Origin of the sequence: Kitasatospora sp. NPDC051853 (assembly GCF_044452665.1) — a bacterium.
Taxonomy (GTDB): Bacteria; Actinomycetota; Actinomycetes; order Streptomycetales; family Streptomycetaceae; genus Kitasatospora.
Genome location: NZ_JBITBY010000002.1, coordinates 442888 through 469415, shown reverse-complemented (window position 1 = coordinate 469415; position 26528 = coordinate 442888). Strand labels below are relative to the sequence as shown.

25 protein-coding genes are annotated in these 26528 nt (G+C 73.3%); 12 read left to right on the top strand and 13 right to left on the bottom strand.

Translation table 11 applies throughout. The features are described 5' to 3' along the window. Positions 1-5: 5 nt before the first annotated feature. Both ACIA8O_RS06790 and ACIA8O_RS06785 read right to left on the bottom strand, forming a co-directional pair. Complete coding sequence (locus tag ACIA8O_RS06790; protein ID WP_396292481.1) at positions 6-503, bottom strand: SigE family RNA polymerase sigma factor; 498 nt, start codon at positions 501-503, stop codon at positions 6-8. A gap of 79 nt (positions 504-582) precedes the next feature. After that, positions 583-1224 (bottom strand): TNT domain-containing protein, encoded by a 642-nt coding sequence (locus ACIA8O_RS06785; protein WP_396292480.1) that lies wholly within the window; start codon positions 1222-1224, stop codon positions 583-585. Between the two features lie 270 nt (positions 1225-1494). Here ACIA8O_RS06785 and ACIA8O_RS06780 point away from each other — a divergent pair, with 270 nt between their 5' ends. Continuing rightward, the gene (locus ACIA8O_RS06780) at positions 1495-3231 is read left to right on the top strand and encodes a carbohydrate-binding module family 20 domain-containing protein (RefSeq protein ID WP_396292479.1); all 1737 of its coding nucleotides are present in this window, start codon (positions 1495-1497) and stop codon (positions 3229-3231) included. 77 nt (positions 3232-3308) lie between these two features. Here the strand turns inward: ACIA8O_RS06780 and ACIA8O_RS06775 are convergent, their stop codons facing one another. Beyond that, entirely contained in the window at positions 3309-4052 is a 744-nt protein-coding gene (locus ACIA8O_RS06775; protein ID WP_396292478.1) for an SDR family oxidoreductase, read from the bottom strand. Positions 4053-4244: 192 nt separating this feature from the next. Here ACIA8O_RS06775 and ACIA8O_RS06770 point away from each other — a divergent pair, with 192 nt between their 5' ends. From ACIA8O_RS06770 to ACIA8O_RS06755, 4 genes are all read left to right on the top strand, one after another. Beyond that, on the top strand, positions 4245-5546 hold the full coding sequence (locus tag ACIA8O_RS06770; RefSeq protein ID WP_396292477.1) for an ROK family protein: 1302 nt from the start codon (positions 4245-4247) through the stop codon (positions 5544-5546). Positions 5547-6142: 596 nt separating this feature from the next. After that, positions 6143-7165 carry an alpha/beta hydrolase gene (locus tag ACIA8O_RS06765; protein ID WP_396292476.1) on the top strand — a complete coding sequence of 341 codons (1023 nt, stop codon included), beginning with the start codon at positions 6143-6145 and terminating at the stop codon, positions 7163-7165. A gap of 193 nt (positions 7166-7358) precedes the next feature. Beyond that, entirely contained in the window at positions 7359-8087 is a 729-nt protein-coding gene (locus ACIA8O_RS06760; protein ID WP_396292475.1) for a hemerythrin domain-containing protein, read from the top strand. 69 nt (positions 8088-8156) lie between these two features. After that, the gene (locus ACIA8O_RS06755) at positions 8157-9113 is read left to right on the top strand and encodes a DUF1152 domain-containing protein (RefSeq protein WP_396292474.1); all 957 of its coding nucleotides are present in this window, start codon (positions 8157-8159) and stop codon (positions 9111-9113) included. Between the two features lie 10 nt (positions 9114-9123). Here the strand turns inward: ACIA8O_RS06755 and ACIA8O_RS06750 are convergent, their stop codons facing one another. Further along, the gene (locus tag ACIA8O_RS06750) at positions 9124-9828 is read right to left on the bottom strand and encodes an SDR family oxidoreductase (RefSeq protein ID WP_396292473.1); all 705 of its coding nucleotides are present in this window, start codon (positions 9826-9828) and stop codon (positions 9124-9126) included. 69 nt (positions 9829-9897) lie between these two features. Here ACIA8O_RS06750 and ACIA8O_RS06745 point away from each other — a divergent pair, with 69 nt between their 5' ends. Further along, positions 9898-10710 (top strand): LysR family transcriptional regulator, encoded by an 813-nt coding sequence (locus ACIA8O_RS06745; protein ID WP_396292472.1) that lies wholly within the window; start codon positions 9898-9900, stop codon positions 10708-10710. Here the strand turns inward: ACIA8O_RS06745 and ACIA8O_RS06740 are convergent. Continuing rightward, positions 10701-11264 carry a DUF1697 domain-containing protein gene (locus ACIA8O_RS06740; RefSeq protein WP_396292471.1) on the bottom strand — a complete coding sequence of 188 codons (564 nt, stop codon included), beginning with the start codon at positions 11262-11264 and terminating at the stop codon, positions 10701-10703. The genes ACIA8O_RS06745 and ACIA8O_RS06740 overlap by 10 nt on opposite strands. Before the next feature lie 53 nt (positions 11265-11317). Between ACIA8O_RS06740 and ACIA8O_RS06735 the strand changes: the two genes are divergently transcribed. Continuing rightward, the gene (locus tag ACIA8O_RS06735) at positions 11318-11788 is read left to right on the top strand and encodes a pyridoxamine 5'-phosphate oxidase family protein (protein ID WP_396292470.1); all 471 of its coding nucleotides are present in this window, start codon (positions 11318-11320) and stop codon (positions 11786-11788) included. A gap of 142 nt (positions 11789-11930) precedes the next feature. On the opposite strand, the gene ACIA8O_RS06730 is transcribed toward ACIA8O_RS06735, so the two are convergent. After that, positions 11931-12290, bottom strand: coding sequence for an arsenate reductase family protein (locus ACIA8O_RS06730; protein ID WP_396292469.1), 360 nt, complete (start codon positions 12288-12290; stop codon positions 11931-11933). A gap of 97 nt (positions 12291-12387) precedes the next feature. Between ACIA8O_RS06730 and ACIA8O_RS06725 the strand changes: the two genes are divergently transcribed. Next, on the top strand, positions 12388-13605 hold the full coding sequence (locus tag ACIA8O_RS06725) for a cytochrome P450 (RefSeq protein WP_396292468.1): 1218 nt from the start codon (positions 12388-12390) through the stop codon (positions 13603-13605). Between the two features lie 77 nt (positions 13606-13682). After that, the gene (gene murQ / locus ACIA8O_RS06720; RefSeq protein ID WP_396292467.1) at positions 13683-14633 is read left to right on the top strand and encodes an N-acetylmuramic acid 6-phosphate etherase; all 951 of its coding nucleotides are present in this window, start codon (positions 13683-13685) and stop codon (positions 14631-14633) included. A gap of 208 nt (positions 14634-14841) precedes the next feature. Here murQ and ACIA8O_RS06715 read toward each other — a convergent pair whose 3' ends face one another. Both ACIA8O_RS06715 and ACIA8O_RS06710 read right to left on the bottom strand, forming a co-directional pair. After that, positions 14842-15906, bottom strand: coding sequence for a nucleoside-diphosphate kinase (locus ACIA8O_RS06715; RefSeq protein ID WP_396292466.1), 1065 nt, complete (start codon positions 15904-15906; stop codon positions 14842-14844). Further along, on the bottom strand, positions 15903-16976 hold the full coding sequence (locus tag ACIA8O_RS06710) for a FomB family phosphonate monophosphate kinase (protein ID WP_396292465.1): 1074 nt from the start codon (positions 16974-16976) through the stop codon (positions 15903-15905). Before ACIA8O_RS06710 ends, ACIA8O_RS06715 begins: the two co-directional genes overlap by 4 nt. A 210-nt stretch (positions 16977-17186) precedes the next feature. Between ACIA8O_RS06710 and ACIA8O_RS06705 the strand changes: the two genes are divergently transcribed. From ACIA8O_RS06705 to ACIA8O_RS06695, 3 genes are all read left to right on the top strand, one after another. Next, on the top strand, positions 17187-18059 hold the full coding sequence (locus ACIA8O_RS06705) for a TauD/TfdA family dioxygenase (RefSeq protein ID WP_396292464.1): 873 nt from the start codon (positions 17187-17189) through the stop codon (positions 18057-18059). 96 nt (positions 18060-18155) lie between these two features. Then, entirely contained in the window at positions 18156-19223 is a 1068-nt protein-coding gene (locus ACIA8O_RS06700; RefSeq protein ID WP_396292463.1) for a hypothetical protein, read from the top strand. Between the two features lies 1 nt (position 19224). Next, positions 19225-20709, top strand: coding sequence for an aldehyde dehydrogenase family protein (locus ACIA8O_RS06695; RefSeq protein WP_396292462.1), 1485 nt, complete (start codon positions 19225-19227; stop codon positions 20707-20709). Positions 20710-20775: 66 nt separating this feature from the next. Here ACIA8O_RS06695 and ACIA8O_RS06690 read toward each other — a convergent pair whose 3' ends face one another. The 5 genes from ACIA8O_RS06690 to ACIA8O_RS06670 are packed head-to-tail and all read right to left on the bottom strand — an operon-like array spanning position 20776 to position 26251. Then, complete coding sequence (locus tag ACIA8O_RS06690) at positions 20776-21726, bottom strand: GNAT family N-acetyltransferase (protein WP_396292461.1); 951 nt, start codon at positions 21724-21726, stop codon at positions 20776-20778. Continuing rightward, a complete protein-coding gene (locus tag ACIA8O_RS06685; RefSeq protein WP_396292460.1) occupies positions 21713-22966 on the bottom strand; it encodes an MFS transporter in 1254 nt (417 codons plus the stop codon). Before ACIA8O_RS06685 ends, ACIA8O_RS06690 begins: the two co-directional genes overlap by 14 nt. A 26-nt stretch (positions 22967-22992) precedes the next feature. After that, on the bottom strand, positions 22993-24285 hold the full coding sequence (locus tag ACIA8O_RS06680; protein WP_396292459.1) for a lysine N(6)-hydroxylase/L-ornithine N(5)-oxygenase family protein: 1293 nt from the start codon (positions 24283-24285) through the stop codon (positions 22993-22995). Beyond that, a complete protein-coding gene (aepY, locus tag ACIA8O_RS06675) occupies positions 24282-25430 on the bottom strand; it encodes a phosphonopyruvate decarboxylase (protein ID WP_396292458.1) in 1149 nt (382 codons plus the stop codon). Before aepY ends, ACIA8O_RS06680 begins: the two co-directional genes overlap by 4 nt. Then, positions 25427-26251, bottom strand: coding sequence for an isocitrate lyase/phosphoenolpyruvate mutase family protein (locus ACIA8O_RS06670; protein ID WP_396292457.1), 825 nt, complete (start codon positions 26249-26251; stop codon positions 25427-25429). The genes aepY and ACIA8O_RS06670 overlap by 4 nt, the downstream gene beginning before the upstream one ends. Between the last annotated feature and the right edge of the window lie 277 nt (positions 26252-26528).

Genomic DNA, 26528 nt, shown 5'->3' with positions numbered 1-26528 from the left:
CTCCGTCACAGACTCAGCAGGAGTTCGCGGTCCGCGCCCAGGATGCCCCGGAGCTTGGCCAGCGAGCGGGTGGTGAGGGTCTTGACGGCACCGGGAGAGCACTCCAGCAGCTCGGCCACCGACTCCACGCTGTGGTCCTCCAGGTACCGGAGCACCACCACCGCCCGGTTGCGCGGCGGCAGTTGGGCCAGTGCGGCGACCAGGGTGACCCGTAGGTCGGACTCCCCGTGACCGGCCGTCAGCTGCTCCGGCAGCTCGGCCGAGACGACCTCGGTGGAGCGCCGCAGCCGGCGCTGCGAGAGGTACATCCGCAGCAGCACCTTGCGCGCGTACGCGTCCAGCCCGGGCTCGTCCCGGCCGCGCCGCAGCCGTCCCCAGACGGTGAACATCTTCGCCAGCGTGATCTGGACCAGATCCTGTGCCTGATGCCAGTCCCCGCACATCAGGTACGCGATCTGGAACAGGCGTCTGCTCCTGGTACTCGCGAACTCCTCGAACTCCATGTCCCTGCCCGACCGTGGTTCCTGCTGACGTCATGAAACCTGACGCTCCGGAGGGACGAGAGGTATCACGGTGGTTCCGTCAGACCCGGGCGAGGTAGCCGTTGTCGATCAGCCAGAGCACGTTGAGCCGGGCCGGGGAGCCGGGCACGTGGCGGGCGTCGAGCTGGAACTGCCAGCCGTGACCGGGCTGGCCGAACCACGGGGCGATCGGGCCGGCGTCCACGGTGAAGGCCTTGGCGACCTTGTAGACGTGGTAGTTGCAGGGCCCGGCCGGGTCGCTGTCCAGCGACTGCGGGGGGAGGGCGCGGGCCGGGTAGGGGAGGCCCTCGGGGGCCAGGTACGCGCCGTACTCGCTGCCGTAGCGGTCGATCCGCTGGCCGGGGAGAAGGGTCTGCTGGATCTCCAGCGGGGTGCCGTCGGGCAGGGTGAGGTAGCCGTCGGCGGGCGGGTAGCGCCAGGAGCCGGCGGTGCCGTCGTAGTAGGTGTCCAGGAACTGCTGCTCGCCGAGGCCGCCGGTGCGCTGGTAGCCGCGGAGTTGGCGGCCGACCGCGCCGGTGGCGGGCAGTCGGTCGGGGCCGAGGCGCTTGTCGCCGTGGAAGTCCTCGGTGGAGCAGACGGAGGACGGGGCGGGGGTGGCCGCGGTGGCGGCCGTCGTGGCGGCGGTGGCGGTGAACAGGGTCACGGTCATGCCGATGGCCAGCAGGGCCTGACGGATCCTCATGGGCGGGGCGCCTTCCGGTCGGTGACGGGGCGGGTGCGGACGGTGATCATCGAAGCGGTGGGTGGACTTCCGCGTCAACGGGAATGCGGAGATCTGGCCGAGACCCGCCCGGGTGACCGATCCGTTGCCTTCCGGAGGCTTGACGGGCCCGATGGGCGGCCTTAGGTTCAGCGCGTTGCAAGTTTCCAGCAAGTTTCAACGGCCTTGCAGCAAGGGGCTCCCCCAGCCCCTCCCACCCCAGGCTGCCCCACCCAGCCCCCTGGAGACACTGTGGTCACCACCTCCCCCCGCCGCGCCGTCGGCGCCCTCGGCGCGTCCGCCGCCCTGGTGCTCTCGCTCGGCACCGGACTCTCGCTCGCCCCCACCGCCCAGGCCACCCCGCCGGGCGGCAAGGACGTCACCGCCACCCTCTTCGAGTGGCGCTTCGACTCCGTCGCCAAGGCCTGCACCGACACCCTCGGCCCCAAGGGCTACGGCTACGTCGAGGTCTCCCCGCCCCAGGAGCACATCCAGGGTGCGCAGTGGTGGACCTCCTACCAGCCCGTCAGCTACAAGATCGCCGGACGGCTGGGCGACCGCGCCCAGTTCCAGGCGATGGTGAACACCTGTCACGCCGCGGGCGTCAAGGTGATCGCCGACGCCGTGGTCAACCACATGTCGGCCGGCTCCGGCACCGGCACCGGCGGCACCAACTACACCAAGTACAACTACCCCGGCTACTACCAGGACCAGGACTTCCACTCCTGCCGCGCGGCGATCTCCAACTACAACGACCGCTGGAACGTGCAGAACTGCGAGCTGGTCAACCTCTCCGACCTCAACACCGGCTCCGCGTACGTCCAGCAGACCATCGCCAACTACCTGAGCGACCTGCTCTCGCTCGGCGTGGACGGCTTCCGGATCGACGCCGCCAAGCACATGGCCGCCTCCGACCTGGCCGGCATCAAGGCGAAGATGAGCAACCCGAACGCCTACTGGGTCCAGGAGGTCATCTACGGCGGCGGCGAGCCCGTCCAGCCGTCCGAGTACACCGGCAACGGCGACGTGGACGAGTTCCGCTCCGGCACCTGGCTGAAGAGCGCCTTCAACGGCGGCCGGATATCCGACCTCTCCACCTGGGGCAACGGGCTGCTGCCCAGCGACAAGGCCCGCACCTTCGTCGACAACTGGGACACCGAGCGCAACGGCTCCACCCTGACCTACAAGGACGGCTCCGCCTACACCCTGGCCAACGTCTTCCTGCTGGCCCACCCGTACGGCTCGCCGAACGTCTACTCCGGCTACGCCTTCACCGACCACGACGCCGGCCCGCCGAACGGCGGCACCGTCAACGCCTGCTACCAGGACGGCTGGAACTGCACCCACGCCTGGCGGCAGGTGGCCAACATGGTCGGCTTCCACAACGCGGTGGCGGGCACCGGCATCGTCAACTGGTGGTCCAACGGCAACAACGCGATCGGCTTCGGCCGCGGCGACAAGGGCTACGTCGCGATCAACCGCGAGAGCGGCGCGCTGACCCAGACCTTCCAGACCTCGCTCCCGGCCGGTACCTACTGCGACGTCCAGCACGGCGACTTCGCCAACGGCAGCTGCTCGGGCGCGAGTTACACCGTCGGCTCGGACGGCCGCTTCACCGCCACCATCGGCGCGGGCGACGCGGTCGCACTGCACGCCGGCGCCAAGGGCGGCTCCACCGCCACCCCGCCGCCCGCCACCACCGGCGCGGCCTTCGCGGTCAACGCCACCACCGTCTACGGCCAGAACATCTACGTGGTCGGCAACACCACCGCCCTCGGCGGCTGGGACACCTCGAAGGCGCTGCTGCTCTCCTCGGCCTCGTACCCGGTCTGGAAGCTCAACGTCACGATGCCGGCGGGCACTTCCTTCGAGTACAAGTACATCCGCAAGGAGTCCAACGGCGCCGTCACCTGGGAGTCCGGCGCCAACCGCACCGCCACCGTCCCCACCAACGGCACCGTCACCCTGAACGACACCTGGCGCCCCTGACACCCTCCCCGAAACGGCCGGCCGCCCCACCCCCAGCGCACGGGGGAGGGGCGGCCGGTCCCGTTCCCGACGGTCCGTCAGCCGCGGCCGATGTAGGGCATGGTGGTGGCCATCACGGTGGCGAACTGGACGTTGGCCTCCAGGGGGAGGGCGGCCATGTGGCGGACGGTGCGGGCGACGTCGGTGACGGACATGGTGGGTTCGGGGGCGGTGCGGCCGTCGGCCTGGCGGACTCCGGTGGACATGGCGGCGGTCATGTCGGTGGCGGCGTTGCCGATGTCGATCTGGCCGCAGGCGATGCGGTACGGGCGGCCCTCCAGGGAGAGGGACTTGGTGAGGCCGGTGACGGCGTGCTTGGTCGCGGTGTAGGCGATGGAGTGCGGGCGGGGGGTGTGGGCGGAGATGGAGCCGTTGTTGATGATGCGGCCGCCCTGCGGGGTCTGACGCTTCATCCGGCGGAAGGCGGCCTGGGCGCAGAGGAAGGCGCCGGTCAGGTTGAGGTCGACCACGGCGCGCCAGTCGGCCACCGCGAGGTCCTCGACGGGGGTGGGGGTGCCGAAGCTGCCGGCGTTGTTGAAGAGCAGGTCGATGCGGCCGTGGGCGGAGACGGCGGCGTCGAAGAGGGCGTCCACCGCGGCCGGGTCGGTGACGTCGGTGGGCACGGCCAGCGCGGGGGAGGCGGCCTCGGCGGCGACGGCGTCGAGCGCGGCGGCCCGCCGTCCGGCGAGGACCAGCCGCCAGCCGTGGGCGGCGAGTTCGAGGGCGACCGCGCGGCCGACCCCGCTGCCGGCTCCGGTGACGACGGCGACCTGATGGTCCATGGCTGAGCTCCCGTGGGTCGGTGAGGGGCCTCGATGATCGCGCACGGAGGGGCGGGAAGTCTCTGGTGGGAGCGTCCAGCGGCGTGGCGGGGGAGCGGCGGGCGGCTTGGCGGGACGTACGGGGAGGTGACGCGCGCCACAGGGGCGGCGGAGGGTGATCGCTAGAGTGTCCGGGAGGAGGCAGGGAGAACAGTGGAGAAGCAGGAGAGCAGGCCCACGCCCGCGGGTCTGGTCACGTCGGGGCAGCGCGCCGAGCTGATGCGGCAGGGCAACGCCTCCTCGGTGCTGCGCGCGGTGCTGGCGTACGGCCCGGTCTCGCGGGCCGAGATCGCCCGGCACACCGGGATCTCCGCGCCGAGCGTGACCAAACTGACCGCCGCCCTGATCGAGGCGGAGCTGCTCACCGAGCTGGCCCCGGTGGAGCCGACCCAGGGCCGGCCCCGGGTGCCGCTGGCGCTGGACGGCGACCACGTGGTGGCGCTCGGTCTGCACATCGGCCTGCTGCGCACCACCTTCGGGCTGGTCGGCCCGGACGGCAGTGTGGTGGCCGAGCGCGAACTCCCGCACCACGAACTGCCGGACCTCTCCCCGGAGCGGATCGTCGAGCAGGCGGTCGCCGGCGTGGAGGCGTTCCTGAAGGACCGCCTCGGCGGCCGCCGTCTGGTCGGCACCGGCGTGACGGTCGGCGGCTGGGTGGACGGTGCGCGCGGCCTGGTGGTCGAGCACGGCCCGCTGGGCTGGCACGGCGTCAGACTGCTGGAGCTGCTGAACGGCCGGCTGCCTGGCCCCGTGGTGCTGGAGCAGACGGTGCGCGCGATCGCCCGGGCCGAGCTCTGGTTCGGCGCCGGCCGGGAGACCGACGACTTCGTGCTGGTGATGATCGGCAACGTGCTGGGCGCCGCGATCGTGGTGGACCGCACCGTGCACCGAGGCCCGGGCGCGGCCGCCGGGGCGATCGAGCACCTGCCCGCCACCGACGACCCGGACGCCCCGCGCTGCCCGGTCTGCGGCGCGAGCTGTCTGGTCGTCACCGCCTCGGACACCGCCCTGGTGGCCCGGGCCCGGGAACTCGGGGTGCTGCCCCAGCGGGGTCGGGCCGACGACCCGGACGGCAGCGACTCGCTGGCCCTGGAGCGGCTGATCGCGCTGGCCCGCCCGGCCGGTTCGGGCAGTGGCGACGAGCGGGCGCAGGAGCTGCTGCGCACCCGGGCCCGCCGGGTCGGCCGGGCGGTGGCCGGGATCGTGGACCTGCTCAACCCGAGCAAGGTGGTGCTGGCGGGCGGCATCCTGGTCGCCGAGGAGTACCTGGACGAGCTGCGCACCGAGGTCGGCCGCCGCAGCCACCGGGGCCTGGCGGTGGCCGACGACATCCTGCCGGCCGTGTTCGGCTCGCGGACGCTGGTGCGGTCCTCGGCGGTGCCGGTGCTGGAGCGGGTGATCACCGAGCCGTTCACCGCGCTCGGCCTGCTCCGCTCGCAGCCGCCTGCCGTGTGACCTTGGCCCGACCGGCAACCGAGGCAGCACGGTCACCCCGGGGGCGCGAGGCTCCGCTGATGTGCGGCTCCGCCGCGCGGGCGCGAGTACGGAAGGCGGCCCAGTGCCGGATCGGGGCATGCGAGCCAGTCGTACGTGCTGCCGTTCCCCCGCGCGCCCGCGCGGCGGAGCCGCAGATCAGCGGAGCCTCGCGCCCCTGGTGTGACCACGTACGTTCCTCACGCCCCCGGGGTGGTCGCCAACCCGCGCCCCCGGGGTGTGACTCTCATCACGTCAACTCTGCGGCCGACTGGCCGGGTTGGCGCTCGCGGCGGGTCCGGGCCGTTCGAGTACGGTCGTGCCCCCGCCGACCAGCGGGGGTGGCCCCCGTCGAACGGCGGGAAGACGGCCGCCGGGCGAGGAAGATCGCAACCGGCCTCCACCGGACCCGCGTCGTAGGATCACGGACGGCACACCTGCCCCGCCGGGCGCGGGTCGCCGACCAGGGTCGGCGCTCCGGACACCTCCCCGGTGGCCGCGGGAGGTGCCCGGCCCGTGCCCCGCCCGGGGCCTCGTCCGGAGCCGCCCGGGCGATCGACCGCTCGGAGAAGACCTTGTTGCTGAAGCCCGCCCGTTCCGTCCTGGCAGCCGTCGGCGCCCTCGGCCTGGCCCTCGGCCTGGCCGCCTGCGGCAGCACCCCGGCGCCGTCCGCGCAGGACGGCAAGGCGGGCGCCAAGGACGGTTCCTCCGGCACTCCGAGCGCGGCCCAGAGCAGCACCCCGCCGCCGAAGCCGAGCAAGGTGCTGATGCCGACCGGCCCGGCGGCCGACCTGAAGAAGGTCCGGGACACCGCGGCCGGCCCGATCATGATGACCACCCTGGCCGGCGCCAAGTCCGGTGTCAGCGGCAAGGTCTGGGTCTGGCTGCCGCCGGAGTACCACGACCCCAAGTACGCCAAGACCGGCTTCCCGGTGCTCACCCTGTACGCGGGCGGCCAGAGCGCGGGCTACAACACCTGGACGGACAACCAGCTGCCGATCCAGGAGGTCGGCGCGCAGCTCTCCAAGGAGGGCAAGGCGCACCCGTTCATCCTGGTGATGCCGGTGCAGAACCTCGAGTCCAACGAGGCCAAGGCGCTGGAGTGCAGTGACATCCCGGGCCAGCCCAAGATGGGCACCTGGATGGCCGAGGACGTCCCGGACTTCGTGCGGGCCAACTTCCGCACCGTCAAGGGCCGGGACGGCTGGGGCCTGATGGGCGCCTCCACCGGCGCGTTCTGCAGCGCCAAGCTGGCGCTCCAGCGGCCCGACGTGTTCAAGGCGGCCGTCCCGATCGACGGGTACTTCAACCCGGACTCGCCGCTCTGGAAGGGCCACGACGCCGAGCGGCTGGCCAACAGCCCGGACCAGATGATCGCGGCCGGCAAGGCCGACGTGCGGATGCTCGCCACGGCCGGCGGGGCCAACGCCTACGAGGTCAAGCTGGTGAAGAACTGGGTCGCCAAGACCGCGGCGCCCACCACGGTCGAGTACTACGAGCAGCCCGGTGGCAAGCACCTCACCTCGGACTTCAAGAAGATGATCCCGGTGACCCTGGAGTGGCTCTCCAAGAACCTGGCCGGGCCGGAGAGCGACGGCTGAGCGCGGGGCGGGCGGTGGGGCGGGCGGCGGAGAGGGCAGCGGGGGGCCGAGGCCCCGTCAGGCCGCTGACCTGCGCGTCAATCGGACATTGATTCGACCCTGATGAGCTGTCAGCACCCTGGAGACCATGCCGGGGCGCCGTCGAGTGCGGCGCCCGACCGGCCCGGTCTCAGCCAGTCGTGAAGAGAGTGCCATGCCCAGCCACCTGCTGCCCGTCGAATCCCCGAAGGTCCCCGCCCAGTCGGGCGCGCCGCGTGAGACGCAGCCCGCCGTCGAGGCGATCCCGTTCGCCGGGCTGCGCCTGGTGCACGCCGCTCTCCGCCGCGACCTGGCCCGCATCCCCAACGCCCTGCGGCTGCTCCAGCCCGACGACACCGCCACCGCCGAGGCGATCCAGCGGCACTGGGACTTCCTGACCGCCATGCTCACCTGCCACCACGAGCAGCAGGACACCCGGCTGTGGCCGCTGCTGCGCCGCTTCGCGCCCGAACTGCGGCTGCTGCTCAACTGGTTGGAGTCCGACCACCACAACCTCGACCACTCCTTCACCCGGGTCACCACCCTGGTGCGGATCGCCACCCGGGACCCCGCCAGCAGCTGGTCGGTGGCGTACGCGGTGGAGGAGCTGGCCGCCCGGCTGGAGACCCACCTGCGGATCGAGGAGCGGCAGCTGCTGCCCCGGCTGGACGGGATCTTCCCGGCCGGCTCGCGGATGGGCACCCTGCCGGAGCTGCTCGACCTGATCCGCGCCGCCGACGGCCCGGGCAGCTCGGACGCGCTGGCCTGGCTGCTGGAGGGCGTGGAGCCCGAGCAGGTCGACCGGCTGCTCGCCGACTGCGACGACACCACCGCCCGCCACTGGCCGCACTGGCGGGACACCTACGCCCGCTGCACCGACGAGCTCTGGGGCCCGCGCCCGTAGTCCCCGCAGTCCCCGGTGGCGTGCGGTAAGTGACGGTGGGCCGCGGTGCACGTGGCTTACGATGCGCGGATGTCGTTCGAGCCGTTGCTGATGAGTCGTCTGAAGGATGCCCGCCGGGTGCTGGTGGCCGGGGCCGGGGGCGGCTTCGACGTCTACGCCGGGCTCCCGCTCGCCTTGGAGCTGCGCGAGGCCGGGCACGAGGTGCACCTGGCGAACCTGTCGTTCAGTCACCTCTACGGGCTGCCGGGCGAGGTCTGGCTGGAGCCCGAACTGGCCAGGATCACCCCGGACACCGCCTCGGCGGAACGCTACTTCCCCGAGCGCACGCTGGCCCGCTGGCTGCGGCTGCACGGACTCCCGGACACCGTCTGGGCCTTCGGCTCGGTCGGGGTCAGGCCGCTGCGCGCCGCGTACCGGGCACTGGTCCGGCACCTGGGGATCGACGCGATCGTGCTGGTGGACGGCGGCACCGACATCCTGATGTGCGGGGACGAGGCCGGCCTCGGCACCCCCGAGGAGGACATGGCCAGCCTCGGCGCGGTGGCCGGCATGCCCGAGGTGGCGACCAGGCTGGTCGCCTGCCTGGGCTTCGGCGTCGACTCCTACCACGGCGTCAACCACTCGCTGGTGCTGGAGAACCTGGCCGCCCTGGACCGCGACGGCGGTTACCTCGGCGCCTTCTCGCTCACCCGGCAGAGCCGGGCTGGGCAGCTCTACCTGGACGCCGTCGAGCACGCCAGGGCCGCCTGCCCCGAGCACCCCAGCATCGTCCAGGGCTCGGTCGCGGCCGCCCTGCGCGGCGAGTTCGGCGACGTCCGCTTCACCGACCGCACCAACGGGACCAAGCTCTTCGTGAACCCGCTGATGACGATGTACTTCACCGTCACCGTCGAGGCGCTGGCCGCCCGCAACCGCTACCTCGACCGGATCGAGCGCACGGTGCTGATGCGTCAGATCAGCACCGTGATCGAGGAGTTCCGCGACGAGCTGCCCGCCCAGCGGCCGCCGAAGCAGTTCCCGCACTGAGGCATCCCACTCACCACGGGACGGTCTCCCCGCGGTGGTCCAGGAAACGCAGCCTCCGCGCCCCGCGGTGGCGCTCGACCGTCTCCACCACCCCCGGCACGCTCTCCGCCACGCTCAGCGCGGCCCCCGGCCCGCCCAGCTCCGTGCGCACCCAGCCCGGGTCCATCAGCAGGAAGGTCCTGGAGTCCTCGGCGTACCGGGCGGCGTGACAGCGCATCAGCTGGTTGAGCGCGGACTTGCTGGCCCGGTACAGGTCCTGCCCGCCCCGGGTGTTCCGCGAGACGCTGCCCTGGCTGGAGGACATCACGCCGACGGTCCCGTCCGGCCGCACCAGCGGGCCGAGGACGTCCACCGCCCGCATCGGGCTGAGCGCGTTGACCACCATCACCTCGGTGAACATCCCGGTCGGCACCTCGCCGATCGGCAGGTCGCCGCGGGCGACGGCGGCGTTCACGAAGAGCAGGTCGAGGGTGCGGCCGGCTTTCGCCAAGCGGTCGTGCAGGGCGGCGAGTTGCTCCTGGTCGGTCATCTCCAGGCGCTCGACGGTGAGCCGCCCGCCGGAGGTCTCGGCGAGCTCGTGCAGGCCGGTGCGGTGTTCGCCGCGCACCGTGCCGACCACCTCCCAGCCGCGGCGGAGGTACTCGGCCGCGATGCCGAGGCCGATGGTGCGGGAGGCGCCGACGATCAGCGCGGTCTGCTGTCCGGTGTCGTTCATGACGCCAGTCTCCGAGCGGGCCGGGCGGTGCGTCCAATACCCTTTCGGGGCCGTTGATACCGTGCGGGTATGGATCTCGACCTGCGCAAACTCCGGTACTTCCGTGCGGTGGTGGAGCACGGGGGGTTCGGCCGGGCGGCCCGCGAGCTGCACATCGCACAGCCCGTGCTCAGCCGTCAGATCAAGGCACTAGAGCAGGAGTTGGGCCAGCGGCTGTTCGACCGCACCACCCGGAGGGTGGAACCGACGGCGGCCGGACGGCAGTTGTACGAGGAGGCCCGGCGGATCGGCGCCACGGTGGACCGGGCGCTGCGCCGGGTCGCGGAGGCCGCCCGGGGCGAGCACCGGCTGGTGGTCGGCTTCTCGGCCGGCCTGCGGGTCTCGGAGGCGATCCGGGAGTTCACGGCGTGCCACCCGGAGGTGGCGGTCGACGTCCTCCCGTTGCCCTGGGCCGAACGCGACGCCCCGCTGCGCGACGGCCGCGCCCAGGTCGGCCACCTGCGCCGCCCGTTCGACGACACCGGACTGCGGACCGTCCCGATCGGCGTGGAGACCAAGGTCGCCTGCCTCCCCGCCGCGCACCGGCTGGCGGGCCGCCCGTCCCTCACCCTGGCCGACCTGGACGGCGAACCGGTGCTGGACGCGAAGGCCCGGCGGACCGCCTCGCTGGAGGAGAAGTTCGAACTCATCGCCTCCGGCCAGGGCGTCGCCCTGATCCCGGTCAGCGTCGCCGCCTCCTACGTCCGCCCCGAACTGGTCGTCCTGCCGGTCACCGACCACCCACCGGTCGAGACCTGCCTGGCCGCTCCGGCGGACGACCGCTCCGAGCCGGTGGCCCGCTTCCTGGAGATCGCCACCGCCGTCCTGCGCCGTCAGGCCTGATCCTTCCGCTCCTTCCTCGCGGCGGCCAGGATCTTGACGGTGGTGTGGAAGAACCGGGACGTGCCCTGCCCCCGGTAGGACTTGGGGAAGGACTTGGCCGGATCTCCGGAAAGACGGCCGTTCCTCAGGTGGAAGACGGTGAAGGCGGCGCCCGGGGTGGCGGAGAGGACCTCCCAGCCGCCCTTCGGGTCCCGCACCGGGAACTCCAGCTCCTCGGGCAGCGGTTCGGAGAGGAACACCACGCAGAGCCGGACGTCCGGGGTCACCTCGACGGCGGCGAACGGATCGGCCTCGACGAGCGCCGCCACCTCGTCCACGGTGCGCAGCATCACCGGGACGGCGAAGCCCAGTTCGCGCTCCAGGTGCTGCTCGATGCGGCTGGTGAGGGCGGCGCGGTCGGTCTCCCCGGTGGTGAAGAAGACGTTCCCGCTCTGGATGTACGAACGGACGTCGGCCAGGCCCAGCTCGGCGAAGAGGGCGCGCAGCCGCTCCATCCTCACCGTCCGGCCGCCGACGTTGACCGCCCGGAGGAACGCGACGTAGCTCTCGGTCATGCGGGCAGTGTCGCAGGCGGGACCGTCGGCGGAGCGTTGGGACACTGTCGACCATGACGACCTGGCAGGATTTCGAGCAGGAGGCGCCCGACCTGGCGCCGGCGGTCCGGGCCCGTTTCGAGGCCAACCGGCACCACGTGCTGGCCACCCTCCGCAAGGACGGCGCACCGCGGGTGAGCGGGACCGAAGTGCAGTTCGGCGGGGCCGACCTGACGATCGGTTCGATGTACGGCGCGGTGAAGGCCCTCGACCTCCAGCGGGACGGCCGCTTCGCCCTGCACAGCCACCCGGGCGACTCCAGCATGGCCGGCGGCGACGCCAAGGTCTCCGGCCTCGCCCACGAGATCACCGACGAGGCCGAACTCACCGCCTACCTCGCCGACCTCCCCGAAGCCGCCCCCGGCCCCTTCCACGCCTTCCGCCTCGAACCCACCTCCGTCGTCCTCACCGAGGTCGACGGCGACGAACTCCGCATCCGCATCTGGCAACCGGGCACCCCGGTGAGGGAGATCCGCCGACGGTAGGCAGGTCGTCCGGCAGGGCAGCGACCCGGGGGCGCGAGGAACTGCGCGCGGTGGAAAGGCAGCGCGTGCAACTGGCTGACGGTGGGTCAGTTGCCGGTGGGCCGCCTTCCGGATCGCGCAGTTCCTCGCGCCCCCGGAGACATCACCTCGGTACGACGGAGGCCAGGCTCTCCGGGGTGCGGGCGACCACCGCGTGGCCGTCGTCCGCGGTGATGATCGGCCGCTGGATCAGGATCGGGTGCTCCGCCATCGCCGCGATCCAGGCGGCCCGGTCCGCCGGGGTGCGGCCCCACTGCTTCATCCCGAGCTCCTTGGCCACCGCCTCGTCGGTCCGGGTGATGTCCCACGGCTCCAGCGCCAGCCGCTCCAGCACCTCCTCCAGCTCGGCCACGCTCGGCGGGTCCTCCAGGTACCGGCGGACGGTGTACTCCGCCCCGGCGGCGTCCAGTTCACTGACGGCGACGCGGCACTTGGTGCACCGCGGGTTGATCCAGATCTCCATGCCCCCAACATACCGAGCACCCCGCCCCGCCCCGGGAACTCGCCGCCGCGTCCGCCGGTTGAGCCGTACAGACGGTCGAACCGGGGGAGGAACGTCCATGGACGGCGAGCAGATCATCGGTGAACTGATGGGCCTGGAGGGGCGGGCCGACCCGTACCCGCTCTACCGGATGGCCCACGGCCTGGGGCCGGCCGCCCCCGCGGGGGAGAACGCGGTGCTGGTGTGCGGCTACCGCGAGGTCAACCAGGTGCTGCGGTCCACCGCGTTCCACGTGCCGGACGCGGTGCTGCGCGAGCGCTGGGAGGAGGGCTTCCTCGACCACAGCTCCAAGACCCTGTTCAGCCGCTCGATCCTGGAGACCAACGCCCCGCACCACAGCCGGATGCGCTCGCTGATCGCCTCGGTCTTCACCGCCCGCCGGGTTGCCGCGCTGGAGCCGGCCGTCCGGGCGGCGGTCACCGAGCTGCTGGACGAGCTGGCCGAGGCGGGGGCGGGCGGGGAGCCGGTGGACTTCATGGACGCGTTCGCCTTCCGGCTGCCGGTCGGGGTGATCTGCGAGCTGCTCGGGGTGCCGAAGGAGGACCGCTACCGGTTCCGTTCGCTGGCCTCCGACCTGACGGCGGCGCTGGAGCTGCTGGTCTCCGACGAGGAGCTGACCGCCGCCGACGGCGCGGCCGACGAACTCTCCGGCTACTTCACCGAGCTGGCCGCCCGCCGGGCCAAGGAGCCGGCCGACGACCTGGTCAGCGCCCTGGTCCAGGTCGCGGCCGAGGATCCGGGCCGGATATCCGGGCGGGAGCTGCTGGCCAATCTGGTGCTGCTCCTGGTGGCCGGGTTCGAGACCACCACCAACCTGCTGGGCAACGGCCTGGCCCTGCTCTTCGACCACCCCGCCGAGCGCGAGGCGCTGCGTACCGGAGCCCTCGCCCCGGCCTCCTTCGTGGACGAGGTGCTGCGCCACGACTCGCCCGTCCAGCTCACCTCCCGGATCTCGCTCAGCGACGAGCTGACCGCCGGCGGCGTCCCCACCCCGTACGGCACGGCCCTCTTCCTGCTGATCGGCGCGGCCAACCGGGACCCGTCCCGCTACGCCGACCCGGACCGCTTCGACCCCTACCGCACCGACAGCCAGCCGCTCAGCTTCGGGGCCGGCGCCCACTTCTGCCTCGGCGCCCAACTCGCCCGCCAGGAGGCCGCCCTGGCGATGCCCGAGCTCCTGCGCCGTTTCCCCGGTCTGGCCCCGGCCGGGACGCGCACCCGCACCGACCGCCTGGTCCTGCGCGGCTACCGCACCCAGCCGGTCACCCTCGGGTAGGGGCGCCGCGCGCGGCCGGCGGGCCGGAAATATCCTTCGGGGTGAGTGCACCGGAGCAGGACGAAAGGCCACCCCTGATGACCAGCCAGCCCGCCACATCTCCCGAGGCCGCCCCGTACGCCGAACTCCGGGCCCAGCTGGAGACCTTGGCCACCGAGGCGTTCCGCCCGGAGCTGGCCGAGATCGACCGGCTCTCCACCCTGGAGATCGCCACCCTGATGAACGGTGAGGACCGCACCGTCGCGGAGGCGGTGGCCCGCAGGCTGCCGGAGATCGCCGCGGCGATCGACGCCACCGCCGAGCGGATGGCCCGGGGCGGGCGGCTGGTCTACGCGGGCGCCGGGACGGCCGGGCGGATGGGCGTGCTGGACGCCAGCGAGTGCCCGCCCACCTTCAACACCGCGCCCGGCCAGGTGGTCGGTCTGATCGCGGGTGGCCGGGAGGCCATGGTGGCGGCGGTGGAGGGCGCCGAGGACAGCGTGGAGCTGGCCGAAGCCGACCTGGCCGCACTGGAGTTGACCCCGGACGACGTGGTGGTCGGCATCTCGGCCTCCGGGCGCACCCCGTACGCCGTCGGCGCCGTCGGGTACGCCCGCCGGCTGGGCGCGCTCACCATCGGGCTCTCCTGCAACGCGGGCTCCGCCCTCGGCGCCGCCGCCGAGCACCCCGTCGAGGTGGTGGTCGGGCCCGAACTCCTCACCGGATCCACCCGGTTGAAGTCCGGCACCGCCCAGAAGCTGGTGCTCAACCTGCTCTCCACCGTCACCATGATCCGGCTCGGCAAGACCTACGGGAACCTGATGGTCGACGTCCGGGCCTCCAACGAGAAGCTCCGCGCCCGCTGCCGCCGGATCGTCGCCCTCGCCACCGGCGCCGACGACGCCACCGTCGAGGCGGCCCTCACCGCCACCGACGGCGAGGTGAAGAACGCCATCCTGGTCGTGCTCGCCGAGGTGGACGGCCCGACCGCCGCCCGGCTGCTCGACGAACACCACGGCCACCTGCGCGCGGCGCTGCTCGCGCTCTGAGCCGGTTGCTGCGGCGAACCACCCTCCGCCGCCCGGGAGTTCCGCTCACCGGGCGGCGGACGGCCGCCGTGCCGGGGTCACTCCCGGGCCGCCGCGGCGGCGGCCAGCAGGCCGCCGAGGCCGAGGGCGACCAGGAGGGCGATGAGGATCTTCCATGTCTTCGTCATGCCCTTCCCAACGGCCCGCCGGGCCCAGCGGAAACGTCTTGTCACCCGGGCAGCCGGTCCTCCGCCGGTGAAGCCGGTGCGGGGGCCGTCCAGTCGGCGAGGGAGACCCAGGGCAGGATGCGGACGCCCTCCGTGAGGTGGGAGGGGGCGCGGTTGGTGCCCACGACCACGGTGTCCCAGTCGTCCCAGGGGATGCTGGCGCGGGCGGCGGCGTCGGGCAGGTCGTGCCAGGGCCGGGTGCGGTCGAGCACCTCGTCCAGCAGGGCCGGGCCCCAGCCGGGGGCGGCGGTGGCCAGGGCCGTGCGCCAGCGGGCGGCCCTGGTGGCGAGGTCGAGGTCGGTGACCTCCTCGCTCTCCGCGTACAGCCGGGCGACGACCGGGCCGGGGTCGGTCACGGTGCCCTCGGCCATCGCGGTCCAGAGCTCCTGACGGGCCGCCCGGTCGTCCACCAGGACGGCGGACTCCCGGAGCACGTCGGCCGGTTCGTCGGCGGAGTGGACCGAGTTGATCACCGCGTTGACCGCCGCGAGGTCGGAGCGCAGGTGGTGCGGGAGGCGGTCGGCGGCCAGCGCGGGCCCCTTGAGGTGGGCCAGCCGGACCGAGGCCGGGACGGCGTCGGCGGGCAGCCGGACCAGGACCAGCAGCGAGCGGCTCCGCCGCATCATCAGCTCGGTGATCCGGATCCGGTCGAGGGTGGCGATGTTCCACTGGTAGCACCAGACGGCCCGGGCCTGGTGGGACGAGACGCCGACCGGCACCGCCGCCGCCACCTCCATGCCCTGGCCGGCCAGCCAGCGGAACGCGGCGCCGAGCCGGCGGCGGACCACCGCGTCGGGCTTGAGCAGCAGCAGGGCATGGGTGTTCAGACAGTCCCGCATCCGGGCGGTGTCGCCCCCGAGGACCGTGCCGAACTCGTCCCAGGCGTCCCGGAAGTAGAGGTCCAGGCCGTAGTGCCGCCGCTTCTCCGGGTGGGCGGCCAGCCAGAGGGCGGTCTCCCGGCCGAGCAGTCCGGCGGCCGAGTGCACTCCGGGCAGCTCGGCGTCGGGGAGGCCGGTGACGGGCAGCTCGAAGACGGGCGGGGCGGTGGTGGTGTTCGGGGGGTTCATCCGTGCAGCTCCGTCAGGGTCGCGTCGCGGACCGCGGGATCGAGCATGTCCACCTGCGCCACGTAGCACCGGGCCGTCCGGGTGAGTTGGTGCAACTGGCCCTTGGCGGCGAGGTAGTGGGCGGCGTAGGCCTCCAGGTCACCGTCGAAGTGTGCGGCGAGGTCCTCCTTCATCCCGTAGGTGGAGGTGGCGAAGCCGAACTGGTCGAGGAAGGCGAGCGCGGTGTCCGGGGAGATCCGGCGCAGGCCGGCGGGGCCGGGGGCGTCCCGGGCGTTGAGGATCACCACGTTCAGCACCTCGGCGCTGTCCACGGTGCGGCCGTCGAACAGCTGCTCCGCCCCGGCCAGGTACTCGCCCGGCAGGTCGAGGTAGGGCGGCAGCTGCTGACGGTCGATCACCTCGGCGAAGTAGGCGTCCCGCCGCACCCGCATCGCGGTGGGCACGCCGTGGGCGGTGCCGTCCCGGTAGAGGGTGTGGGTGTTGGTGAGGAAGTCGTAGCCGGCCAGGCAGGCCTGGGTGAGGAAGGTGGTCTTCCCGCCGCCGCTCTGGCCGACCAGCAGGGTGGCCGGGCCGCCGCCGGGGGCGGCGATGCCGGCCGCCTTCATGTTCAGGTGGTCGGTGCCGGCCGCGAAGTCGCTGAGGAAGCGCTTGACGAAGTAGGGCCAGACCAGCTTCTCCAGCGAGCGGCCGAAGACGTGGAAGCGCCGGCCCCGGGTGATCAGGTGGGCGGGCTCGCCGTAGTAGGGGCCCCGGTAGTAGCCGGTGCGGAAGCGCTTGGCGCGCAGCGTGCGGTCGCCGGCGGCCTCCAGCAGGTCGCGGTCCACCGGATCGCGGTCCAGGTCCACGCAGTACAGCTCGAAGTCCGGCTCGCGCCCGGTGTCGGCTCCGGTGCCGGTGCCGATGTCCGTGCTGCGGGGGAAGAAGGCGTAGCCGCCGAAGTCCTCCTGGTTGCTGTACACCCGGGCGGTCAGCAGGCCGAGGTCGACCGACCGGCCGGAGCGGACGGTGAACCCCGGTACCCCGACCGGTCGTTCCGTGCTGAGGGTGAGTCCTGCTCCGGCCCTGCTCATCCGTCGCCCCTGTCCGTTCCGCTCGCTGTCCGTTCCGGCGGACCCGTGCCGTCCCGCCCGTGGTCCGCGCCCACGCTAGGCCGGACGGCCGGGGAACCCGCTGGTGGGAGTGGGAGGTGGCAGCAAACTGCCAGTTGGCCGACGGCCTCGGGGGGGCGCTGCCGCGCGCGGCTAGCGTGACCGGGGTTCGACTCGGAAAGGGGAGGCATCATGCGTGAATTCAGTGGACTCGCAGGGGAGTTGCTGTCGGAGCCGGTCGATGCGGAGGGTCGGTCGACGGCCGAGCTGATCGCGGCGGCGCACGAGCGGCTGAAGCGGAACCACATCGTCCTGGTGGGCAACTTCCCGGTGGACTCCGACCGGTTCGTCGGCTTCCTGGGCGGCTTCGGCCCGTTGATGAACGGGTACGCCGCCCACAGCGACGCGCACGACGACCTCCACCCGCAGCTGAACCAGGTCAGGTACCGGCGGCGCCAGGAGGGCGTCAAGCACTCGGTGCACTACGTGGACGGCCCGCTCTCCCCGCACTCCGCCCGGGCCTGGGCGGATCCGCGTCCCTCCTACTTCACCATGCTGATGGTGGACCCGGGGTGGCAGGACCTGCCGGACGGGCAGCGCGGCGAGTCGGTGGTGATGAGCTGGCGGCACCTGTTCCGCGCGCTGGCCGAGCGGGACGGCGAGGTCTTCGAGGAGCACTTCGCCCGGCTGACCTCGACCCCGGTCACCTTCCACGCCAACAACGTCAAGGAGCCGGTCTCCTCGCTGCCGCTGCTCTACCCGCTGGCGGACGCCGAGGACCGGTACGACGTCGGCGTCCGGATGAAGCAGGACATGCGCGAGAAGGTCCTCGAACTCAAGGACGAGATCGAGGACTTCGACGACTACCAGCGCTCGCTGCACTACCTCCTGGACGCCTGCGCGGAGGAGGGCCTGCAGGCCTGCTTCCCGATGCGGGCCGGGGACGTGCTGCTGATGGACAACGACCGCTACGGCCACGGCCGCCGCTCCACGGTGGGTGAGCGGACGGTCGACGGCGAGGCCGCGCTGAACGGCCGTGAGCTGTGGAGCACCACGCTCGCCTGACCACCCGCCGTACATGACCACCGGCAGGGTCCGACCACCGGCGGCGCCTGACCACCCGGCGGTGCCCGGGCACCGCCTCCGCAAGGGAGAAATACGTTGAACCGCTTCGTCTCCGGCAGCGCCCGGGGCGTCAGCCCGGCCGAACTGCCGCACCCCTTCGAGCAGTTCACCGGAGGTACCGGGACGGCCGGGCAGCTGGTGCTGGCCCGCGTGCTGACCGTCGGCGCCTACCCGAGGGTGGAGAACCTGGAGGGCCGGGACGTCGTCATCCGCCCCGGTGACGAGTTCGTGGGGGTGCTCGGCGAGCGCTACTCCTCCACCTCGATCTACGGCGGGCTGCCCGAGGGCGGCCTGCCGGCCGGCGCCGGGCGGCAGGCGGACCTGCTGGCGGTCGGCGGGCTGATCGGCCTGGCCGCCTCCTCGCCGGGCAACCTCGGCACCCCCACCCGGCTGGAGCTGCTGGGCCTGGTGTCCGGCCCCGGGGGCGACCCCGTGCGGCTCGTCCCGAAGCTCGGCGAGGGCCGGACCGTCGCCCCCGTGCTGCTGGTCGGCGGCACCGCGGCGGAGGTCGGCAAGACCACCTTCGGCTCCGCCCTGGTGCACCACCTCTCCTCCCGCCACGGCCTCCGGGTCGGCGTCACCAAGCTGGCCGGCACCGGCCGTCGCCGCGACCTGCTGACCCTGGCCGACGCCGGCGCGCACTGCGCGGCGGACTTCGTGGACGCCGGCCTGGCCTCCACCTACGGCCACCCCGCGGCGACCGTCACCGGAGTGGCCCGCCACCTGCTGGAGCGGCTGACCGCGGAGGGTGCCGAGGTGATCGTGGCCGAGCTCGGCGGCGACCTGTGGGCGGGCGGCATCCCGGCGCTGCTCGCCGATCCGGTCCTGGCCGGCGCGGCCCGGGGCCTGGTGCTGGTGCCCTCGGACTCGATGGCCTCGCTCGGCGTCGAGACCTGGGTGCGGCAGCAGGGCCTGACCCTGCCCACCGTGCACGGGGTGCCCCGGCGCAACGTGGTGGCCGCCCGGGAACGCCTGGGCAGCGCGATGGGGGTCGAACCGGTCGACCCGTTCGAGCCCGCCGACCTGGACCGCCTGTGCGGTCAGCTGCTGGCCGACCTGACCGACGGTGCGCGGCGCCGGGCCGACGACTCGAAGGAGGACTGACATGACGACGGTCGAGGAGCGTGCCACCGCCGTCCCGGCCGGGACGGCGGTGGAGGTCGAGCACTACATCGGTGGCGCGTGGGTGCGCCCACGCGCGCTGCGCCCGTTCCTGCGTCACGACCCGGGCCGATCCTCGGAGTTGGTGAGCACGCACGGTGCGGCCGACGCCTCGGAGGTGCGGGCGGCCGTGGAGGCGGCGCTGGCCAGCCGGGACGCCTGGCGGGCGCTCGGGCCGGTCCGGCGCGGCGAGGTGGTGCGCCGGGCGGCCGGGGTGCTGAGGGAGCGGCGCGAGGAGCTCGCCGACGCGATCACCCGCGAGCAGGGCAAGCTGCGCACCGAGGCGGCCACCGAGGTGGACCGCACGGTGGCGCTGGTCGAGTACGTCGCGGGGGAGGGGCGGCGCCTGGGCGGCGAGACCCTGCCCGCCGACGACGCCCGGACGCTGGCCTTCACCCGGCGGGCGCCGATCGGCGTGGTCGGCCTGATCACCCCGTGGAACTTCCCGCTGGCCATCCCGGCCTGGAAGATCGCCCCGGCGCTGTTGGCCGGCTGCCCGGTGGTGCTCAAGCCCTCCCCGCTGACCCCGCTGGTGACGGCCCTGCTGGTGCGCTGCTTCGAGGAGGCCGGGGTGCCGCCCGGCGTGCTCAACCTGGTGCTCGGCGGGGCGGCGACCGGTGACGCGCTGGTGCGGGACCCGGACGTGGCCGGGGTCTCGTTCACCGGCTCGGTCGAGGTGGGCCGATCGATCCACCTGGCCGGGGCGCCGCGCTTCCTGCGCACCCAGCTGGAGATGGGCGGCAAGAACGCGGCCCTGGTGCTGGCCGACGCGGACCTGCCGGCCGCCGCCGACGCGATCGCCGCCGGTGCCTTCGGGCAGGCGGGGCAGCGCTGCTCGGCCACCAGCCGGGTGGTGGTGGACGAGCGGGTGCGCGGCCGGCTGGTGGAGCTGCTGGCCGAGCGGGCGAGTGCGATCCGGGTCGGCAACGGCTTCGACCCCGAGGCCCGGATGGGTCCGCTGGTCAGCGAGAAGCAGGAACTGGCGTGCCGTCAGGCGGTGGCCCGGGCCCGGCAGAACGGGGCCCGAGTGGTGACCGGAGACGGCCCGCTGCCGGCCGGCCTGCAGGGCCACTTCGTGCTGCCGACCGTGCTGGACGAGGTGGAGCGGGGCAGCTTCATCGCCCAGGAGGAGGTCTTCGGCCCGGTCCTCTCGGTGATCGGCTGCGAGGGCTTCGAGGACGGGCTGGCGGCGGTCAACTCGGTCCGCTACGGCATGGCCGGTGCGGTCTTCACCCGGGACCAGGCTCTGGCCTGGGAGGCCGTCGAGCGGATCGAGGCGGGCATGCTGCACGTCAACCGGCCCGGCGTCGGCGCCTATCCGCACATGCCGCACATCGGCACCAAGGAGTCGCAGTACGGCCCGGCCGAGTGCTCCCCGCACACCTGGGACTTCTACACCGAGGTCCGCACGGCCTGCGTCAGCTACTGACGGAGGACGACGGCCGCCGCCCCCGTGGGAGATCCCACGGGGGCGGCGGTGGAGCGGGCGGGTGCCTCAGAGCGCGAGCACCCGGGTACGGCGGAAGCCGGTGGAGGGCAGCCCCTGGGCCCGGCCGTCACCGGTGAGCACCAGCAGGTCGGGTGACGGACCGTCGGCCGCGGCGGGCCAGCCCGGGGCCCGGCCGCGCAGCTCTCCCCAGGCCACCACCAGCGAGGGGTCGGCCAGGGCGCGCAGGCTCAGGAAGCGGTCCTGGAACTCTCCCGCCAGCTCCGGGTTGAGCACCTCGGAGGGGAGCGCCCGGAAGCCCAGCCGGCTCTTGAAGGTGAACAGGCCCGGCTGCACCACGTGCCCGAACAGCGAGGGGTCGTTGCCCAGGGAGGCGTACCCGAGACCGCCGGCCCGGGCCCGGTCGAACGCGGCCGCGTAGGCGGCCCGCATCACCCGGCCCGAGCGGGCGTCCGCGGCGGCGGCGGAGAACCGCAGTTGGAGCACCGACTCGGCCGGACGCCACTGCCAGAGCGAGCCGGCCACCAGCGGGGAGTCCGCGCCCCCGTCCGCGTGGACGAAGACCGAGAGCAGTCCGTCGGCGCCCTCCAGCAGCCGGTCCCGGTGCTTCCTGGCGAAGTTCCGGCCCCGCGGCATGCCGGCGATCTGCTCGTCGTACACGGGCAGGAAGGCGTCCAACTGCCGCTCGGTCAGGCCCTGGTGGACCTCCAGCCGCATCCCCTCGGCGGCCACGAAGCGGTGCGCCAGCCGCACGTTGCGGCGCTCGGTGCCGCCCAGCGAGGCCAGCCACTCGTCCGGTGAACCGCCCAGCGGGGCGACCCAGTTGACCCACTTGGGGCGGGCGGTGAAGCCGAGCCGGTGCAGCACCGCGTCCTCGGTGCCGGGCTCGCCGAGCCGGACGAGGTCCAGCTCCGCCGCCCGGGCCCGCCAGGCCCCGTCCTCGGCCTCGTCCCGGCTGACCGTCGCCACGGTCAGTCCGTCCTGCTCAGTGATCTCCACGGTCCGCTCCCTCCGGCGCCCGCCCGGCCGGGCCGACCCGGCGCAGGTGGACGGCCCAGATGACGATGGCGACCGCCCAGACGCCGAGCGCGGGCAGCCAGAACAGGAAGCCGTCGAAGCGGCTGGCGGCGGCGTACAGGAAGCCGGAGAGCGGCACGGCGCCGGTGATGAACATCCGGATGGTGGCGTTGGCCCGCCCGGCGACCTCGACCGGGATGGTCTCCTGGCGGTGGGTGATGGAGGCGACGTTGGACACCGCCACCGCCAGGCACTCCAGGGTGTAGCCGGCCAGCTGGGCCGCCAGGTAGGGCGTGGTGACCAGCAGGAGCCCGGCGAAGGCGGCCAGTTGGCAGGCCAGGATGCGGGCCTCGGGGCCGAGGGAGGGCAGCACGGAGGGAGCCAGCCGGCTGCCCACCGCGCCGACCAGCAGCCCGCCGGCCAGCACCACCGAGATGGCCCCGGGGTTCACCCCCTGGTGCCCGAAGGTGGTCACCAGCACCCGCTCCAGCTGGCCCACGGCCAGGTTGGTCAGCGTCATGGTGACGACCAGCCAGAGGATCTCCCGGCGGCCGAGCCAGCGGAAGCCGACCGCCAGGTCCCGCCGCATGCCGCGGTGCCCGGACGCCACCGCCGGCACCCGGGGCAGCAGCAGCGCGACCGACCCGGCCGCGCAGTACAGCACCGCGATGCCGGCGCAGGCCGCCACCGGGCCGAGGGTGGAGAAGCCCACCCCGCCCAGGACCAGGCCGAGCACCTTGGCGAACTCCACGGCGGAGTTCAGCTTCGCCACCGCGGTGGGCCGCTCCGGGGCCGCGATCAGGCTCGGGATCAGCACGAACTGCCCGGTGATGGTGGACACCACCCCGCCGAAGCCGGAGAGCAGCAGGAGCAGCGCCACCGACAGCCGGTCGGTCAGCAGGGCCGCCAACAGGACCAGGCAGAGCGCCTGTTGGAACTGCGAGAGGGCGAAGACGGTGCGCTTGTCGAGACGGTCGATCAGCGAGCCCAGGAACGGCGAGCCGACGTAGGTGACGCCGCGCAGCGAGATCGCGATCAGCGACATCGCCACCGAGTCGGTCTGGGCGAGCACCGCGAGCGGGACCACGATGCCGAGCTGCCAGTCGGCCACCTTGGACAGGATCGAGGATCCGATGATGACGCGCATGGTCCGCGGGCCCGTCCCCGGGGCCGGCGCCGGGCCGTCCTCGGTGAGCGGGCCCGGTGCCTGGCCGGTGGCCATGGGAGGTCCTTCCTGTCCGGCCGGGATCACGCCTGCTCCAGGGACCAGGAGCTCGTGGTGGTGGCGTGCCCGGTGCGGTAGTGCTCGTGGCCGAGCAGCGAGTTGACGATCCGGGCGCCGCGCCAGGAGGCGAGGCTGAGGTTGGGGTCGGCGATGCCGTGGGTGTGCTCGGCGAGGTTCTGCACGTAGATCCGCAGGCCCTGCGGGCCGTCCCAGTCCAGCGAGTAGTCCGGGCGGACCAGGAGGCCCCCGTCGGCGTCGGTGCTGACCAGCTCGCGCAGCGGCTCCAGGTAGTCCGGGAGGCGGTGCCGGTAGCCGGTGCAGAAGACGATCACGTCGGCGGCGCACCGCTCGGGCCGGTCGCGGTCGCCGTCGTGCACGGTGACGGCGAACTCCTCGCCCTGCCGGGTGACGGCGGTGACCCGGCGGTTGGCCACCAGCCGGTGGCGGAGCGGGGCGCCCTCGACGTCCAACCGGTAGAGCCGCCGGTAGACCGCGCGCAGCAGCGACTCCGACACCCCGTCACTGGCCAGGCGCTGGTGGCGGAGCAGGGCCGCCCGGCGCTCGGCCGGCAGGGTGCGGAAGTGCTCGACGTAGGGCGGCATGAACCACTCGTTGGTGAACGGCGAGTCGTCGATCGGCAGGAAGCCGGGGCGGCTGGAGAGCCAGGTCAGCTCCCGGGGCAGGGCCGTGGCGTCGGAGAGCAGGTGGTTGACCACCTCGGCGCCGCTCTGCCCCGCGCCGACCACCAGCACCCGCCGCCCGGCGGTGGCCGGGCGGGTCAGCAGCAGTTCGCCGCCGTGCAGCAGCTGAGGGCCCCTCAGCGGCTCGGCGAACTCCGGGAGGTGGGGCTCCTGTCCGGAGCCGAGCACCAGGGCGGTGGACCGGGCCCGGTCCCCGCCCTCGCAGGTGAGCTCGAACCGGCCGTCCACCAGCTCCACCGACTTGACCCGGCGGTCCCAGTGGACGGACGGGAGCTGCCCGGCCACCCAGCGGTAGTACTGCTCGAACTCCCGCCGGGAGGGGTGCATGCCCTGCGCGACCAGGGAGCGGAAGATCCGCCCGTGCAGGTGCAGGAAGTTGAGGTAGGAGTAGGGGCTGGTCGGGTCGGCCAGGGTGACCAGGTCCTTGAGGAAGGTGACCTGGAGGTCGGCCTCCGGCAGCATCAGGCCGGGGTGCCAGGCGAACTCCGGCTTCCCGTCGAAGAAGCAGGCGCTGATCCGGCCGGTGGAGTGGGCCAGGGCGGCCAGGCTGAGGTTGGCCGGGCCGACCCCGACGCCGGCCAGGTCCACCGTGCGGACCTCGGGCGGGGCGCTCATCGTCCCCCCTCGGCCTCGGCGGGCCCGGTGCGCTCGTCGGCTCCGGCGGGCCGGCCGGTGCTCAGGCGGCGGGCGAAGCCGTCCCGGATCTGACCGGTCGTCATGGCGCCGGTGGCCCGGGCGAATCCGGAGGCCCCACCGCCGGAGACCTCGGCCACCACCAGGTGCGGCCCGTGCCCGGCCAGTGCGCGCTCCAGCGCCTCGTACACCTCCCGGGTGGAGCGGCACTTCACCCCCGAGGCGTAGCCGGCCGCCCGGGCCACGGCGGCGAAGTCGGTGGCGTGCGAGGTGGTGGCCTGGCCGCCGGTGGACTCGAACATGCCGTTGTCGAAGACCAGGTGGACCAGGTTGGCCGGGGCCGAGGCGCCGATCGTGGAGAGGGTGCCCAGGTGCATGATGGCGGCGCCGTCCCCGTCCAGGACCAGCACCGGGCCGTCGGTGTGCAGGGCGGCGCCGAGGCCGAAGGCGGCCGCGTGGCCCATCGAGCCCTGCATGTAGAAGTGGTCCCGGGAGCTGGTGACGCCGAACAGCTCGCGCGAGGTGTAGCCGGTGGTGGAGACCACCGCGGCCCGGGCGAGCAGCGGCTCCACCGCGCGCAGCACCTCGATCCGGCTGGGCGCACCGCCGGGGGCGGCCGGCTCGCCGCGGTGGCCCTCGATCGCGCCCTTCTGGGTGAGCACGAAGAAGCTCCGGCCCTCGGCCAGGTGCTTCTCGGCCTGCTCCAGGGCGGGCAGCAGGGAGGTCTCCTCGGCGGGGACCGTGACGTGCGGGACCCCGACGGCGTCCAGCAGGGCGTGGGTGGAGGTGCCCATCACCGCGTGCTGCGGCTCGTCCTGGGTGGGGTCGGGCCAGCCGCGCAGGCTCATGAAGACCAGCACCGGGATGCGGTAGGTCGAGGTGAGCGAGGTGAGCGGGTTGACCAGGTTGCCCAGCCCGGAGTTCTGGGCGATCACGGCGGCGCGGCGGCCGGCCGCGACGGCGCCGGCGGCGGCCGCCAGCGCGGCGCCCTCGTTGGCCGCCGCGAGGTAGCCGCCGTCCCGGGTGAGCCGGTCGATCGGGCCGGAGAAGTAGGAGCAGGGCACCCCGGCGACGAAGTCGAAGCCGTGTCCGCGCAGGGCGGTGCAGAAGTCGTCGTTGGTGATCACGCTTCGAGTGCCAGCCAATCGTCGAGGCGCTGGAGGGCGAAGATGTCGGAGACCGGCACGATGCCGTCCTCGACCCCGAGCGAGGTGCCGTCCTGGACGATCGCGGAGAAGGTGTCGCGCAGCGCCTGGACGGTGGCCCGCAGGCCCTGGTTGGCGTAGATGACCACGGAGGCGCCGTGCTTGTGGGCATCGGTGGCGGAGAGCTGGGGGTAGGTGGTCGGCACGATCACCACCGGGCGGCGCCCGTCCCAGCCGGCCAGGAACTCGGCGATCTCCTGCTCGTCCCGGCGCTTGGAGTGGATCAGCACGGCGTCCGCGCCGGCGTCGGCGTAGGCCGCGCAGCGCTCCAGCGCCTCCTGCACGGTCAGCCCGCTGATCAGCGCCTCGGTGCGGGCGATGAAGTAGAAGTCCTCGCCCCGCTGGGCGGCCTTGGCGGTGCGGATCCGGCGGGCGAACTCCTCGGTGGGCAGCAGGTCGTGGCTGGCGGCCGCGAAGCTGTTGACCTTGGGGAAGACCTTGTCCTCCATGCAGACCGCGGTGATTCCGGCGGCCTCGTACTCGTGGACCATGTGGGCGATGTTGAGGGCGTTGCCGTAACCGGTGTCCACGTCGGCGACGACCGGGATGTCGATCGCCTTCTGCATGGCGGCGGCCGCGGCCAGGTACTCGGTCATGGTCAGCACGCTGGCGTCCGGGAGGCAGCGCGAGGCGGAGACCTCGAAGCTGGAGGCCCACACCGCCTGGAAGCCCGCCTGCTGGGCCACGGTGGCTCCGAGGGCGTCGTGCGCGCCGGCCACCCGCACCAGCTCGCCCTCCGCCATCAGCCGGCGGAATGTACGGCGCGGAAGATTCACAAGTACTCCTCATCAATATGTGGATGGAGATGTTCTGTGCGTATTCGAAGGCCGGGCGCGAAAATTCCCCGGGCGTAATGCCTCGCGGGGAGAGTGGGGGTGGCCGTCGAATGGGAAAAGGCTGCGCAAAGAGTCGGAAAAATCCGGCCGCGCAGGCCCCCCGCTCCGGCAACGCCAATGGCGACACTCGGTCGAGTGAACTCGGCAAATCTAACTGATGGCCTGTCAATGTCAAGTCCCGATT

Coding starts and splice junctions, on each gene's coding strand:
- ACIA8O_RS06705 (WP_396292464.1), top strand. CDS start 17,187: ATGCGTGAATTCAGTGGACTCGCAGGGGAGTTGCTGTCGGAGCCGGTC.
- ACIA8O_RS06685 (WP_396292460.1), bottom strand. CDS start 22,966: ATGGCCACCGGCCAGGCACCGGGCCCGCTCACCGAGGACGGCCCGGCG.
- ACIA8O_RS06760 (WP_396292475.1), top strand. CDS start 7,359: ATGCCCAGCCACCTGCTGCCCGTCGAATCCCCGAAGGTCCCCGCCCAG.
- ACIA8O_RS06740 (WP_396292471.1), bottom strand. CDS start 11,264: ATGACCGAGAGCTACGTCGCGTTCCTCCGGGCGGTCAACGTCGGCGGC.
- ACIA8O_RS06680 (WP_396292459.1), bottom strand. CDS start 24,285: ATGAGCGCCCCGCCCGAGGTCCGCACGGTGGACCTGGCCGGCGTCGGG.
- ACIA8O_RS06670 (WP_396292457.1), bottom strand. CDS start 26,251: ATGGCGGAGGGCGAGCTGGTGCGGGTGGCCGGCGCGCACGACGCCCTC.
- ACIA8O_RS06750 (WP_396292473.1), bottom strand. CDS start 9,828: ATGAACGACACCGGACAGCAGACCGCGCTGATCGTCGGCGCCTCCCGC.
- ACIA8O_RS06695 (WP_396292462.1), top strand. CDS start 19,225: ATGACGACGGTCGAGGAGCGTGCCACCGCCGTCCCGGCCGGGACGGCG.
- ACIA8O_RS06755 (WP_396292474.1), top strand. CDS start 8,157: ATGTCGTTCGAGCCGTTGCTGATGAGTCGTCTGAAGGATGCCCGCCGG.
- ACIA8O_RS06715 (WP_396292466.1), bottom strand. CDS start 15,906: ATGAACCCCCCGAACACCACCACCGCCCCGCCCGTCTTCGAGCTGCCC.
- ACIA8O_RS06790 (WP_396292481.1), bottom strand. CDS start 503: ATGGAGTTCGAGGAGTTCGCGAGTACCAGGAGCAGACGCCTGTTCCAG.
- ACIA8O_RS06735 (WP_396292470.1), top strand. CDS start 11,318: ATGACGACCTGGCAGGATTTCGAGCAGGAGGCGCCCGACCTGGCGCCG.
- ACIA8O_RS06730 (WP_396292469.1), bottom strand. CDS start 12,290: ATGGAGATCTGGATCAACCCGCGGTGCACCAAGTGCCGCGTCGCCGTC.
- ACIA8O_RS06710 (WP_396292465.1), bottom strand. CDS start 16,976: ATGAGCAGGGCCGGAGCAGGACTCACCCTCAGCACGGAACGACCGGTC.
- ACIA8O_RS06775 (WP_396292478.1), bottom strand. CDS start 4,052: ATGGACCATCAGGTCGCCGTCGTCACCGGAGCCGGCAGCGGGGTCGGC.
- ACIA8O_RS06785 (WP_396292480.1), bottom strand. CDS start 1,224: ATGAGGATCCGTCAGGCCCTGCTGGCCATCGGCATGACCGTGACCCTG.
- murQ (WP_396292467.1), top strand. CDS start 13,683: ATGACCAGCCAGCCCGCCACATCTCCCGAGGCCGCCCCGTACGCCGAA.
- ACIA8O_RS06745 (WP_396292472.1), top strand. CDS start 9,898: ATGGATCTCGACCTGCGCAAACTCCGGTACTTCCGTGCGGTGGTGGAG.
- ACIA8O_RS06725 (WP_396292468.1), top strand. CDS start 12,388: ATGGACGGCGAGCAGATCATCGGTGAACTGATGGGCCTGGAGGGGCGG.